This window comes from Prevotella marseillensis (assembly GCF_900625065.1).
In the GTDB taxonomy this organism is placed as follows: Bacteria; Bacteroidota; Bacteroidia; order Bacteroidales; family Bacteroidaceae; genus Prevotella; species Prevotella rara.
In genome coordinates this window covers 711,801-724,575 of the sequence record NZ_UYXY01000001.1, presented here as the reverse complement: position 1 = coordinate 724,575, position 12,775 = coordinate 711,801, and the positions used below count along the sequence as shown (strand labels likewise).

At 43.0% G+C, this 12,775-nt stretch carries 12 protein-coding genes; 3 read left to right on the top strand and 9 right to left on the bottom strand.

The genetic code is table 11. The features are described 5' to 3' along the window. Positions 1 to 112: 112 nt before the first annotated feature. On the bottom strand, positions 113 to 1,516 hold the full coding sequence (gene uxaC, locus EJL04_RS03115; protein ID WP_021854152.1) for a glucuronate isomerase: 1,404 nt from the start codon (positions 1,514 to 1,516) through the stop codon (positions 113 to 115). A 170-nt stretch (positions 1,517 to 1,686) separates the two neighbouring features. Between uxaC and EJL04_RS03110 the strand changes: the two genes are divergently transcribed. Next, positions 1,687 to 2,721 (top strand): asparaginase, encoded by a 1,035-nt coding sequence (locus EJL04_RS03110; RefSeq protein WP_370799987.1) that lies wholly within the window; start codon positions 1,687 to 1,689, stop codon positions 2,719 to 2,721. Positions 2,722 to 2,892: 171 nt separating this feature from the next. After that, on the top strand, positions 2,893 to 3,435 hold the full coding sequence (rbr, locus tag EJL04_RS03105; protein ID WP_021854154.1) for a rubrerythrin: 543 nt from the start codon (positions 2,893 to 2,895) through the stop codon (positions 3,433 to 3,435). Between the two features lie 588 nt (positions 3,436 to 4,023). On the opposite strand, the gene EJL04_RS03100 is transcribed toward rbr, so the two are convergent. From EJL04_RS03100 to EJL04_RS03080, 5 genes are all read right to left on the bottom strand, one after another. Beyond that, a complete protein-coding gene (locus EJL04_RS03100; RefSeq protein WP_125104030.1) occupies positions 4,024 to 4,980 on the bottom strand; it encodes a lipocalin family protein in 957 nt (318 codons plus the stop codon). A 92-nt stretch (positions 4,981 to 5,072) separates the two neighbouring features. Further along, positions 5,073 to 5,957 carry a 4-hydroxy-tetrahydrodipicolinate synthase gene (dapA, locus tag EJL04_RS03095; RefSeq protein WP_125104029.1) on the bottom strand — a complete coding sequence of 295 codons (885 nt, stop codon included), beginning with the start codon at positions 5,955 to 5,957 and terminating at the stop codon, positions 5,073 to 5,075. Between the two features lie 100 nt (positions 5,958 to 6,057). Then, complete coding sequence (locus EJL04_RS03090) at positions 6,058 to 6,975, bottom strand: DMT family transporter (protein WP_021854158.1); 918 nt, start codon at positions 6,973 to 6,975, stop codon at positions 6,058 to 6,060. A gap of 47 nt (positions 6,976 to 7,022) precedes the next feature. Beyond that, a complete protein-coding gene (truA, locus tag EJL04_RS03085) occupies positions 7,023 to 7,754 on the bottom strand; it encodes a tRNA pseudouridine(38-40) synthase TruA (RefSeq protein WP_125104028.1) in 732 nt (243 codons plus the stop codon). A gap of 178 nt (positions 7,755 to 7,932) precedes the next feature. After that, positions 7,933 to 9,441 carry a ComEC/Rec2 family competence protein gene (locus EJL04_RS03080; protein WP_125104027.1) on the bottom strand — a complete coding sequence of 503 codons (1,509 nt, stop codon included), beginning with the start codon at positions 9,439 to 9,441 and terminating at the stop codon, positions 7,933 to 7,935. A gap of 249 nt (positions 9,442 to 9,690) precedes the next feature. On the opposite strand from EJL04_RS03080, the gene EJL04_RS03075 reads away from it, so the two are divergent. Further along, positions 9,691 to 10,476, top strand: a complete 786-nt coding sequence (locus EJL04_RS03075) for an EFR1 family ferrodoxin (RefSeq protein ID WP_125104026.1) — start codon at positions 9,691 to 9,693, stop codon at positions 10,474 to 10,476. 362 nt (positions 10,477 to 10,838) lie between these two features. Here the strand turns inward: EJL04_RS03075 and EJL04_RS03070 are convergent, their stop codons facing one another. The 3 genes from EJL04_RS03070 to EJL04_RS03060 all read right to left on the bottom strand — a co-directional run bounded on the left by EJL04_RS03070 (position 10,839) and on the right by EJL04_RS03060 (position 12,761). Further along, a complete protein-coding gene (locus EJL04_RS03070) occupies positions 10,839 to 11,462 on the bottom strand; it encodes a flavodoxin family protein (protein ID WP_021854162.1) in 624 nt (207 codons plus the stop codon). Positions 11,463 to 11,565: 103 nt separating this feature from the next. After that, positions 11,566 to 12,240, bottom strand: a complete 675-nt coding sequence (locus EJL04_RS03065) for a YggS family pyridoxal phosphate-dependent enzyme (RefSeq protein WP_125104025.1) — start codon at positions 12,238 to 12,240, stop codon at positions 11,566 to 11,568. Further along, a complete protein-coding gene (locus EJL04_RS03060; protein WP_021854164.1) occupies positions 12,240 to 12,761 on the bottom strand; it encodes a DUF4494 domain-containing protein in 522 nt (173 codons plus the stop codon). Before EJL04_RS03060 ends, EJL04_RS03065 begins: the two co-directional genes overlap by 1 nt. Positions 12,762 to 12,775 lie beyond the last annotated feature (14 nt).

Sequence of the window (12,775 nt, the reverse complement as noted above, 5' to 3'; positions counted from 1 at the left end):
TAGTTCTATTTTTTGATATTGGCAAATATTTCAATAATTAAAAATCATAAAGCCTCTTTTGCATAATCCGTACAGACTCAGCAAAAGAGGCTCCATATTCATGCTTCAAGCATTAAAACTTGAAATAGTTTTTCGCGTTATAGTAGCTTATATCCTCAACCATGCGATACAGGCTTTCCTTGTCGTCAGGAAGGAGTCCTTTCTCTACGTCATTGCCAAGCAGGTTACAGAGCAAACGGCGGAAATACTCATGACGAGGATAAGACAGGAATGAACGGCTGTCGGTAAGCATTCCGACAAAGCGGCTCAACAAGCCGAGCACAGACAATGCATTCATCTGTCTTGTCATGCCGTCAAGCTGATCATTAAACCACCAGCCGCTACCAAACTGAATCTTGCCCGGACAAGAACCATCCTGGAAGTTTCCTAACATTGTAGCTATAACTTCATTTGCACACGGATTCAGTGTGTACAATATAGTACGTGTAAGCTTACCTTCAGCGTTAAGGTGATCAAGGAAATGGCTCATTGCCTTTGCTGTATTGAATTCACCGATAGAATCAAAACCAGTATCAGGTCCGAGTTTCTTGAACATCAGGCTGTTGTTATCACGGATTGCGCCATAATGGAACTGCTGTGTCCAGTCGCTTGCATGATCCATCTCAGCAAAGATTGTAAGCATGCAATGCTTGAACTGACGAATTTCCTGCTGTGAAAGCTCCTGACCGCGCATAGCTTTTTCAAATATGATTTCTATCTGGCTGTCAGTGTAAGGTTCATCATAGAACTCTTCAATTCCGTGGTCAGAAAGACGGCAACCATTCTCGTGGAAGAAATCATGACGCTTCTGCAATGCGTCAATCATATCCTGGAATTTAGCAATTGAAACGCCTGCAACTTCGCCCAGCTTATTTACATACTCAGCAAAATTCTTTGTATTGTCAACAGCCATAGCCTTGTCAGGTCTCCAGGCCGGAATCATTTTGATTTCAAATCCGCTCTCGCGTGTCTGCTTATGATATCTCAGATCATCAATAGGGTCGTCTGTTGTACAAACACATTCAACGTTGTAACGACGCATAAAGCCTCTTGCTGTATATTCAGGCTGTTGAAGTTTTTCGTTACATTCATCATATATTTCACGGGCTGTCTTCGGACTCAAGAGCTTGTCTATGCCAAAAGCAGTCTTCAGCTCAAGGTGTGTCCAATGATAAAGCGGGTTTCTGAATGTATAAGGAACAGTCTCAGCCCATTTTTCAAATTTTTCCCAATCGCTAGTTTCTGTTCCTGTGCAATACTTCTCGTCAACGCCGTTAGTACGCATAGCACGCCATTTATAATGATCACCGCCCAACCACAGCTCTGTTATGCTCTTGAATTTGTGGTCGTTAGCGACCATTTCAGGGATCAAATGGCAATGATAGTCAATAATTGGCATTTTTGCCGCATGATTATGAAATAGATCCTGTGCAGTAGATGTTTCTAGCAGGAAGTTTTCATCCATAAATTTTTTCATGTTTGTTTTTTTATTAAAAGCGTTAATTATAATTTTTAAATTTAACTATTTTATTTATGCAAATATACATCTTTTTTTTTGATTTCAGATTATTTTAAATTATATTTGCACAAAATAAAATACATAAACGATGTCCGTATAAGAATAATTTAATATCAGCCATGTCAAAAATAACAAGATCAAACCGAGTTTTGCTTATATACACAGGTGGAACTATCGGTATGGGAAAGAACCCGGATACAGGAGTGTTAGAACCCTTAGACTTCAACCACCTTGTGAGTTGTCTGCCTGAGTTTTCAATGTTGAGAACAGGTATCGAAACTTATCAGTTTACGCAGCCTATAGATTCAAGCGATATGTCGCCTAGATTCTGGTCGCAGCTGGTGAGAATCATTGCTGAGCGATATGACCAATATGACGGATTTGTTATTTTGCACGGAACAGACACAATGGCCTATACCGCGTCTGCACTTTCTTTCATGCTCGAAAACCTGACAAAACCCGTTGTGCTTACAGGCAGCCAATTACCTATTAACCAATTGCGGACAGACGGCAAAGAAAACCTGATAACAAGTATTGAGATTGCGTCAGCGTCTCATCCTGACGGCACAGCCATGGTACCAGAGGTTTGCATCTACTTCAGCGGCAAATTGCTTCGCGGAAACAGATCGACAAAGACCAATGCCGACGGCTTTAACGCCTTCGAGTCGTTCAACTTCCCGCATCTTGCAGAAGCCGGAGTGAACATTATATATCATGAAGAATATATACTGAAGCCTGATTACAGCAAGCCCATGGTGCCGCATACAGCAATCGACCCGAATGTCGTGGTATTCTCGCTGTTCCCAGGATTACAGGAAAAGATTATATACCATGTTCTCGAAGCACCTGAACTGAGGTCTATTGTAATGAGAAGCTTCGGAAGCGGCAATGCGCCAAAAGCTCCATGGCTAACCAGAATTCTGAAAGAGGCCAGCCTAAGAGGAGTGACAATCGTAAACATAAGCCAATGTCTTGCGGGAAGCGTGGAAATGACCAGATACGACACCGGCTACAGACTCAAGAGCACCGGAGTGATAAGCGGATATGACAGCACCGTTGAATGTGCCGTTACGAAACTCATGTGCCTACAGGCAAGATTTACAGACAATAAAATTGTGAAAAGCTACATGAACAAATCAATATGTGGCGAAATAACAATTTAAAATAATAAAAAAGCATAACAAAATTGTTTGTTTCAATATTATTGAATATCTTTGCCTACATAAATGTCTTAAATGAAAATGTACCACATATATAATCATTGGCATTAAAATCATAAATTGAAAATTAATACTTTATATCTGATTTAACAGACAATTAAAAACAAAAAGATTATGAAAGAATTAAAAGGAACAAAGACAGAAAAGAATCTTCAGGAAGCATTTGCAGGTGAATCAATGGCACGCAACAAGTATACATATTTTGCATCTAAAGCAAAGAAAGACGGATATGTACAAATTGCCGCCATATTCGAGGAGACTGCAAAAAACGAGCAGGAGCACGCAAAATTATGGTATAAATATCTGAACGGAAACAAAATCAACGGAACAGAAGCTAACCTTGCTGATGCTGCTGCCGGTGAGAACTTCGAATGGACAGATATGTATGCCCGTATGGCAAAAGAAGCTCGTGAGGAAGGATTTGACGAGATTGCTGCTAAATTCGAAGGCGTAGCTGAAATTGAGAAACATCACGAAGAGCGCTACCGCAAGCTTCTGAAAAACATTCAGGACAAGATGGTATTCTCTAAGGACGGAGACTGCATCTGGCAATGCTCTAACTGTGGACACATTGTAATCGGAAAAGAAGCTCCTAGCATCTGCCCGGTTTGCAACCACGCTCAGGCTTACTTCCAGATTGAAGCAAGAAACTATTAATAAACAAAAACAATACGACAAAAAGGGGATGTGTCTTCGGCACATCCCCTTTTATATTTATATAAACAAAGCTCACGTAAATATAACGACAGACTGCTTCAGACAAGTAGTAAAACTAGAGATGTCATCAACAAGCGTCCTGGTTCAACCCTGTTTCAGAATAAAAACATTTAACGGCAACCTTGCAGAATCTAAATGCCCTACTTGTGGTTAATCTACAAAGTCTCTGCATGAGTAACAAAAAGTCATTAATCTACGTGTCGTAACTCAGCCACTTTTTATCCGAAAGTGACTGAGTTACGACACGAAAACAATAGGTTAATGATTTAGAACCAGCAAGCAGCCTTTTACTTAAAGTTTACTCAAAATCAAGCACATATTCAAGCTATCTATAAGACATATAAGCATATTTTCTTATAGTTTTTCTGACCGGAATGAATATCCGCAACAATACATCCAAGTTCGGACACGTCTGACATAGCAAATACATCTGATTATTTTATCCATGCTGATAATATCTGCATTCATTAATGTATTCATGTCAAACTCAAATTACGCACCCACAACTGCCGCAAGGAGCGCAGCATGTCACTGTTCGGTAAACTCAACAGAAGTATCCTTCCCGACAAAAGTCAGTGTCATGTCTTTACCCTTGCCTCTTATATCAATAAAAGAATTCTTATATCCATAACCCGACGCCGTAACATACTGGTAAAGCAAATAATCAACGCCTAAATAGGTTACCTGTGCGACTCCGGCCTTTGTAAAGAACTTAGCTGCAAGTTGCTCACCTTTATTATTTTTAAAATCAGCCTTTATTATATTCTCAAAACCGGTAGAAGAATAAACAACTTTACCTCTCCGTGACACAATCCACTCGTCGTTGCTCTTCTCCAGCATATACGAATCATCATCCTCGACATTCCATACAGCGGAACCATCAGGGCGCACACGTTTCTCCAGGACAACAGTCTCTTCAGGCATAAACACTTCAACCTTAGCTGAATCAGAAGAGAATACGACATAAGCTGCGGATGATGAATATTGGTCTACGGCTGACAACAAACGGGTTCCGGCTTCAAATATTCTTATCTTCTTGTCCAAGACTTTAGAATAGGTATACCCCATCGCCGCATCACTTCCACCAATCAAAGGCGTAGTGTTCTCTTGCGAACGACGATACTCTATCCTATACATCTCACCCTTTCCCAAGGTAAGCATGTCGTTCTGCAATGCTATTATATTAAGGGTGTCACAAAACTGTATGGTCTGTCCGTTTCCGATGCTTTCGCCACACAACACAATACAGCTTTTTTGGTGTTTTCCTTTGACCAACTTCCAATTATTATATTTTAATGTAGCCATTCCTACAGAAGAGGCCTTGTTTGCTTTATCGAGCAACATGCCTTGCACAATATGCTTGTTGACCGGCATTACTTCATGCCATTTACCCAACAGTTGTTCCTCTGTATATAATTTTTCTCCACCGCCACACGACATCAGTGCCATCACTGATGCTGCCACAATTATGAAATTTTTCTTCATAGCAAATATATGAAATAAGGTTAATAATTTAGCAGGCGAACATATTCGCCTGCTATTTAAGATAAAAAGACTCGTTTCTTTATAAAATGCGATTACAGTCTGAACTTCAGACAGTCGCTTATCTTTTGCATCGTGGTAAGACGGGTTGGCACAAGAGGAAGCCTGAGAACATTCTCGATCATGCCCATTTCATGAAGCATGGCCTTCACTCCTGCCGGATTGCCGTCAACGAACAACAGATTAAACAAATCTGTAAACTTATGATGTATCTTTCTTGCACTCTCTATCTCGCCTTTCATCTCAAGACGTATCATCCTTGAGAACTCTTTAGGCAGAGCGTTGCCGATAACCGAAATGACACCGGCTGCGCCACATGCTATCATCGGAAACGTGAGTGCGTCGTCACCACTGATGACATCAAAGCCGTCCGGTTTGTTCTTAATAATTTCGTCCACCTGTTCCAGACTTCCGCTTGCTTCTTTTATGGCTACAATGTTCTCGCAGTCACGTGCGAGGCGCACTGTTGTCTCAGCCTTAAGGTTAACGCCCGTCCGTCCGGGTACATTATAAAGCACAACAGGCATATTTGTTGCCCCGGCTATAGCCTTAAAGTGCTGATACAAACCTTCCTGAGACGGTTTGTTATAATAGGGACAAACACTTAATATGCCGTCAATGCCAGAGAAATCTGCCGTCTGAAGCTCGTTTACAACATCAGCCGTATTGTTTCCTCCGCATCCAATCAAGATTGGAACCTTGTCACCCACCTTTTCAACAACAAGCTCTTTAATCTTTTGCTTTTCATCTTTTGTCAACGTAGGAGTTTCTCCTGTTGTGGCAAGAATACAAAAGAAATCGGCGCCATTCTTCAGCTGATAGTCCAACAAATTTTTCAGGACATCACAATCAACCGAACCGTCTGAGGCGAAAGGAGTAACCAAAGCTATGCCTAAACCTTTAAAAATATTTTGCTTCATAAAACAATTTCCATCTTATTAATTGAATGCAAAAATAAACTTTTTATATCAAAACACAAAATAAAAAGCCGTATTTTACACATATCGCTAATTAATGGTGTCAATTAGAACCTATATACAGGAACAGCATTCCGAGCAATACCAGCAACAGGTCAACAGCTTTACTCTTTAAGTTTTTCTCATGCAAGAGCACTGCTCCAAACAGGAACGACACAATAACGCTTCCACGTCTTACCATAGAGACAATGCTTATCATTGCTCCGGGAATGCTCAAGGCATAGAAATAAACGAAATCGGCCGCACTAAGAAAAATACTTATAAGGATTATGCACCAGTCCCATCTGAACCGCGTGGTCTGTCCTGACTTTGGCAGCCATAGCACAACCAGCATGATGCCCATCATGACACACTGATATATGTTATACCAGCTCTGCACCATCATCGTGTCAAGCCCAACTCCGCCCTGGCTTACCGGAGCCATAAGATACTTGTCATAAAGTCCGCTTACAGCACCGAGTACGGCAGCAAGCACGATGAAATATATCCAGCGGTCGTGCTTAAAGTCAATGCCTTCTTTCTTTCCGCTCCTGCTGAGCATAAGAAATGACGCCACCGCAAGAGCCACACCTATCCACTGATATACATTAAGACGCTCGCCAAACACCAGCAACGCACCGACCAGCACCATTACCGGACGAGTGGCATTAATCGGCCCTACTATGGTCAGGGGCAGATGCTTCATTCCGAAATATCCGAAAATCCACGAGGACAAGACAATGAGACTTTTCAGGACAATATATTTATGAACTTCCCATCCTCCGCCTCCTACATGAAATATGCTTCCGTCAAGAACATTCGTATTATACGAAAGGATTATGAACGGAAGGAAAATAAGCGATGAAAACAGCGTGTTGAGAAACAATACCGGTATTACGGCATTGCCGTCTAATGCCTTTTTCTTAAACGAGTCGTAAAAGCCCAATAGGGCTGCCGACATAAAAGCTAATAATAACCACATTTACCTTAAAAATTATATTTACCTATTTACATTATAGCCGCGATGGCTTAATATTCGATATTTTCCAGAAACAAAGCATTGCCGGGCATACTCTCACCGGCACCCGAACGCCGGCGACCTTCTATAACAGCTCTGAAATCCTGCACACTTATCCGCCCTCGGCCAACATCAACCAAAGTCCCAACAACAGCCCTTACCATATTACGCAGAAATCTGTTGGCCGTAATGACAAAATGCCAACTATACTCGCCGTCCTTCACCCATCTGGCCTCTGTTACATCACACAAAGTGGTCTTCACGTCGGTGTTGCTCTTGCAGAATGCGGCAAAGTCGTCATACTCCAGCAGCATCGCGGCCGCCTCATTCATCTTTCCGAAATCAAGGTCGTAAAAAAGTTCGCATGAGTAATGGCGCAAAAACGGATCTTTATGCTGATGAACATAATAATGATAGGTTCTCGACCTGGCGCTGAAACGAGCATGCATATCCTGACTGACAGGAATAACCTTATCTGCAGAAATATCTCTCGGCAAAAGTCTGTTCAGCTTATATACCAGCTGTGGGCCGTCAACATCTTTATCCGTGTCAAAGTGAGCCACCATCATTCTGGCATGAACACCGGTGTCTGTACGGCCTGCTCCTACCACTTGTATTTCTTCACGCAGAAGAGTTGACAAGGCATCCTGCAACTTTTCCTGAACAGAAACGGCATTGGGCTGTACCTGCCATCCGTGATAAGCCGTGCCGTCATATTTAAAATAAACAAAATATCTCTGCATGTATTACGCACTATATGAATAATCCGTGTGCAAAATTACATATTTTTCATAAACTAAAGATATATTGACGAGCGAAAGAAAACAAATAAATCATCTTGACGGACATTTCCATAAGCCTTTACAGCTCTCCTTCCGTAAGTTTTTATGACTAAACTCGCCGGCACAATGGCACAGATACTTATCTTATCATCTTCCTGCAATAATGCCCCAACACAGACAAAGCAAATATCAGAATGTAAATAAGAAGCAGCTGCAGCAGTCCTATCCTAATGCCGTCAACACTTGCCCCGGGCAAAGCCGCCACAAAGGATACGCAGGCATTAAGCAATATCACCACTTTAAGCAGCAGTCCGGCCAACAACGTCTGAAGCCAAGGCTGGAAACTCACAGCAGCCGTCAGTACAGCCCCATAAAGGATAACTGTGGCTGCAGGCACTACAATCATATTGGTAAGGAGGAAATAGCATGAGAAACGGCCAAAATAAAACGCTATCAGGGGGGCCACTCCTATCTGTGCAGCCACTGATACAGCCGTCATCTGCCATATCTGTTTTATTATAGGAATGTTGCGGATTCTGCCGGGCATAACTTCCAGAAGCGGACGATAGAATATGATGATAAACAATACGGCGGCAAACGACATCTGAAAGCCTACATCATAAAGATATAGCGGACTGCCGGCCAATATGACAACAGCAGCCACAGACAACGTGTTGAGCGACAGTCTGTTGCGGTTAAGCAAGCTTACAAACGAATAGACCGTAAGCATTACGGCTGAACGAACCACGGAAGCTGACATACCCACGATAAAGACATAAGACCATATTGCAAGCAGAATCAGCACCTGAGAAACAATCTGCCACCGGCGGCGCGAAAACAACAGCGACAATATTGCGTAGATTATGCCGAGATGCAGACCCGACAAAGCCAGTACGTGCGACGCTCCCGACACAGAATACTCCTCTTTCAACTCATCCGAGAGCGAGGATTTATCGCCTAACGCCATTGCCGCCAGCACGGCATACGCCTGCCCGTTGAAGCCCATGTCACTAAAACGCTGCAGCAGTTTGTCACGGAAAACTAATGCGGATATGCGTGCACGCTGAACAACAGACAGCCGACTGAGGTCAACCGCAGCCCCTTTCCATTCGTCTATATATATAAATGTGGTGGCAACATATCCGTGATAAAGCAAATACCGCGCATAGTCAAAATCAGTACCAGCATAATTTGTTGGCTTTTCAAGTAACGAGACAGCCTCTATACCATTGCCTATACGCAGTCTGTCTGCACGTCCGTCTCTGTATATGCTGGCCTTTATCTTCATAGGACGATGCGTATTTACCGTTATCAAGTCGCATTTCACGACTTTTCCCGCAACGACAGGCTGACTGACCACCACAGCCGAATATGCCGTATTTTCTCCTGGCACGGACATATTGACTTCATCCAATTCTCTACACACAAGCATGGCTCCGAGGAAATAGCAAGTAAGAAAGATAAGAACAGTCTGCAACACACAACGCCTATACGCTAATAAAGCAAACATTAAAGACACAGCCGTCGCCGCAAACCACGCATCACAAGACACAGCCCCATAAAGAAGCTCGCCCGACACTATGCCTGCAATAAGGAACAAAGCCACACGCAAGACAGGATAAAGCTGTATTTGTCCGTTTGTTTTCATTTATTAAGGCCAACAAGACTATACTGAATAGCCGTTTGCAGTTATGCAAATATACAAATTTATCTCTAAAGCCACCACCATGGCATAAGGTTTTTAGTTATAATATTTACGTTAAAAGCACAGACAGAAAACAAACATGTCACGACTATTTTATTTAAAACAACACCCAAGACCATTACAAAACATAACAAAAAGAAAAAACTGCGACTTTCGTTTTGTTTTGCGCCGGCTTTACATTATCTTTGCGATATGATTATATATTTCTCTGGAACAGGAAACACAAGATGGGCAGCCACCACTCTCAGTGAAAAGACAGGCGAAAAGCTCATTGACATAACAGACATCGCCGGAACCGATGTAAGCTATAAACTCGAGGAAGGCGAACGCCTTGGCTTCTGCTTTCCTGTGCATGGATGGCGGCCGCCGCTCATTGTAAGAAATTTCATCAGAAGGCTTTCAATAATAAATGCTGAAGGCCACTATTGCTATGTCCTTTGTACAACTGGCGACAACGTCGGCGAGGCTGTTGACATTTTCGAAAGAGACCTCAAAAGAATTGGTGTTCATCTAGACAGCGCCTTCTCGCTTATCATGCCCGAATCGTATGTCGGTCTGCCCTTCATGGATGTTGACACACGCGACAAAGAAAAACAGAAAAAAGAAAAGGCGACAGAAGACCTTGAACGTTTTACCGATATGATCATGAAGCGCCAGACTGGCGTAAAAGACCTTGTCATAGGGCGATGGCCAAAAATAAACAGCCGTCTCATCGGCAGTATTTTCGTAAAGCACCTTATAACAGACAAGCCATTCCATGTAACAGAAGACTTATGCATCAGATGCGGCAAATGTGCCGAAGCATGTCCTGTAAACGACATAATCTGGAGTAAGGGCTCCATGCCTAAATGGAAGCATAACGGTTCGTGTCTGTCATGCTTCGCCTGCTATCATCATTGCCCCAAACATGCCATAGAATACGGCGGCAGGACAAAGAATAAGGGACAATATTTCTTCGAAAAGAACGAAAGACGGTAAAAGTTACGTCAAAGCGGGCATATCCAAGCACAATACAACAAGCCGCATATTGCAATACAAAAGATGCCCTTTGAGAGCTCCATTTGGCATTAATCGCAAAACGAAACCTATGCTCTCACACTAAAGAACGTGAGCAAATGTTTTTTAGCATAAAAAGTCATCACTCATCACAAAGACATGTAACAATCTGGCTACGAATACATTATGGCGTGATGACTTGAATCATAAACTCATCACACGACAACAATCTGAGTTTAAGCAACTTACTGACGTATGTTGTGTGTGATGAGTTTTTTCGTAAGATATTTTACCATAACTATAACAACAGCAACGGAAATATCTGCTGAAAAAGACAACAGCAGTTATCTTATAAAGTTGGTGCGTATAGTAGGTTCAACTTCAGGCAGACTTACCCCGGCCTTCTTTCCTGCCTCTATACATTTAAGCAGCCAGGCCATGTTCTGCCCAAGACGGCGCATGGTCTGCATGCCCTCTTCATCCATAAACACGTCTTCCGGCTTATTGCCGTGCACCTGATTCCAATAAACAGAAGGCACTGTAGGCATGTTGCATATACCGTAATACTTGTTAAGGTCGTCAAATCCGGCAGAGGCGCCGCCACGCCTGCAACTTACAACCGTTGCTGCCGGCTTGTTGGTATAAAGCGATGCCTTGCTGCAGAATGCCCTGTCCATAAACGGCTTTATGAAACCCGACGGACCGGCAAAGTGAATAGGAGTGCCAAAGATAAATCCGTCTGCCTCGTCAACCTTTTCAAGAAATCTGTTCACTGTGTCTGTGTCATACCAGCAGCGCTTTGTCTGGCTGCACTTTCCACAGCCTATACAGCCCATTATGGGCTTATTGCCGCACCAGAATATTTCTGTATCAATGCCACACTTGGCCAACTCTCCTGCAACAACCTCTAAAGCGGCATGTGTGCATCCGTTAGCCTTAGGGCTTCCGTTTACCAATAAAACCTTCATAATATCTGTGTCTTTAATATAAATTACTTCAGTAAAATAAAGAAGGACGAACTGCCCGAGAGTTCTCAGACATGTCCGTCCCCAAAAGGTATATTATTTTCATTCAATATACACGCGGACCGAAGATGGCTGTACCTACACGAACCATCGTGCTGCGGCACTGAACGGCAATCTGATAATCGTCGCTCATTCCCCATGAACGCTCGCAGAAAGCATCATCATCGGCAAAATAACGGGCCTTAACCTCATCAAAGAATTCGGCTGCCGTGTTAAACTCGCGCCTAATCTGATCCTCATCGTCAACATTAGAGGCCATCATCATCAAGCCGCAGATCTGAACATTGTGAAGCTCGCGCCACTCACCTGCCTCAAGTAGCTCGCGGCAGGCATCAAGGGTGAGCCCGTATTTGGTTGCCTCTTCGGCAATATGCAGCTCAAGCAGCACCTTGATTACGCGGTCATGCTTTGCGGCATGCTTGTTTATCTCCTTCAGAAGTTTCAGAGAATCGACAGCTTCAATCATCGAAATATAAGGTGCTATGTATTTCACCTTATTGGTCTGAAGATGTCCTATAAAGTGCCACTCGATGTCATCAGGCAAGGTCTGCTGCTTTTTTGACAGTTCCTGCTCATGACTTTCACCGAAAACGCGCTGCCCGGCATTATATGCAGCCTCGACATATTCATCGGGATGAAACTTGCTCACGGCCACAAGGCGCACGCCCTGAGGCAGAGTGTCTGTTATTTTTTTCAGATTAGCCGCAACGTCAACATTCATTATTGAAGCGCCTCCTCCGCTTTCTGTCCGTCCTGTTCATACTCAGGTTTGTCGTCAACTTCAGGCTTCTTCAGCATCTGATTGTGCTCAAACACGTCCATGATCTGAGTTTCAGCAATGCTGGCGATAACATAGTCGATCATTGTTCCGCCCATAACCTCGTCAATGCTCTTTACTGCTCCGGGCAATGTGCTGCCGTGAACGAGATAATTTACGTTAGACTTTTTCTCTTTTTCAGTCTTGTCGTCAATAGTGATAAACTGCAATTTGGTCTTGTACCAGCGGTCGGCAGAAGGAGAGTCGCTGAAGAAAATTTCACCATAAGCGGCTTTCTTAATATCCTTAACCTCAAACTCGCCACTGATATAAGATGACATTTCTTCAATTATGCTTGCCTCTGCCTCTGTAAAACTGAGCGCATCGACAACATACAGCTCCGTTACTTTCTTCTGACTTCCGTCTTCCATCGTCTTTTCGTAACGTATTTTGCACTCAAACCATGTTGATGTTCTACTTCTCATATTATCCTTTATAA

Excerpts from the sequence above, each read along its gene's own strand:
- dapA (WP_125104029.1), bottom strand. The coding sequence starts at position 5,957 with ATGAAGCAAAATATTTTTAAAGGTTTAGGCATAGCTTTGGTTACTCCT.
- EJL04_RS03090 (WP_021854158.1), bottom strand. The coding sequence starts at position 6,975 with ATGTGGTTATTATTAGCTTTTATGTCGGCAGCCCTATTGGGCTTTTAC.
- EJL04_RS03075 (WP_125104026.1), top strand. The coding sequence starts at position 9,691 with ATGATTATATATTTCTCTGGAACAGGAAACACAAGATGGGCAGCCACC.
- EJL04_RS03070 (WP_021854162.1), bottom strand. The coding sequence starts at position 11,462 with ATGAAGGTTTTATTGGTAAACGGAAGCCCTAAGGCTAACGGATGCACA.
- rbr (WP_021854154.1), top strand. The coding sequence starts at position 2,893 with ATGAAAGAATTAAAAGGAACAAAGACAGAAAAGAATCTTCAGGAAGCA.
- EJL04_RS03060 (WP_021854164.1), bottom strand. The coding sequence starts at position 12,761 with ATGAGAAGTAGAACATCAACATGGTTTGAGTGCAAAATACGTTACGAA.
- EJL04_RS03100 (WP_125104030.1), bottom strand. The coding sequence starts at position 4,980 with ATGAAGAAAAATTTCATAATTGTGGCAGCATCAGTGATGGCACTGATG.
- uxaC (WP_021854152.1), bottom strand. The coding sequence starts at position 1,516 with ATGAAAAAATTTATGGATGAAAACTTCCTGCTAGAAACATCTACTGCA.
- EJL04_RS03065 (WP_125104025.1), bottom strand. The coding sequence starts at position 12,240 with ATGAATGTTGACGTTGCGGCTAATCTGAAAAAAATAACAGACACTCTG.
- EJL04_RS03080 (WP_125104027.1), bottom strand. The coding sequence starts at position 9,441 with ATGAAAACAAACGGACAAATACAGCTTTATCCTGTCTTGCGTGTGGCT.
- truA (WP_125104028.1), bottom strand. The coding sequence starts at position 7,754 with ATGCAGAGATATTTTGTTTATTTTAAATATGACGGCACGGCTTATCAC.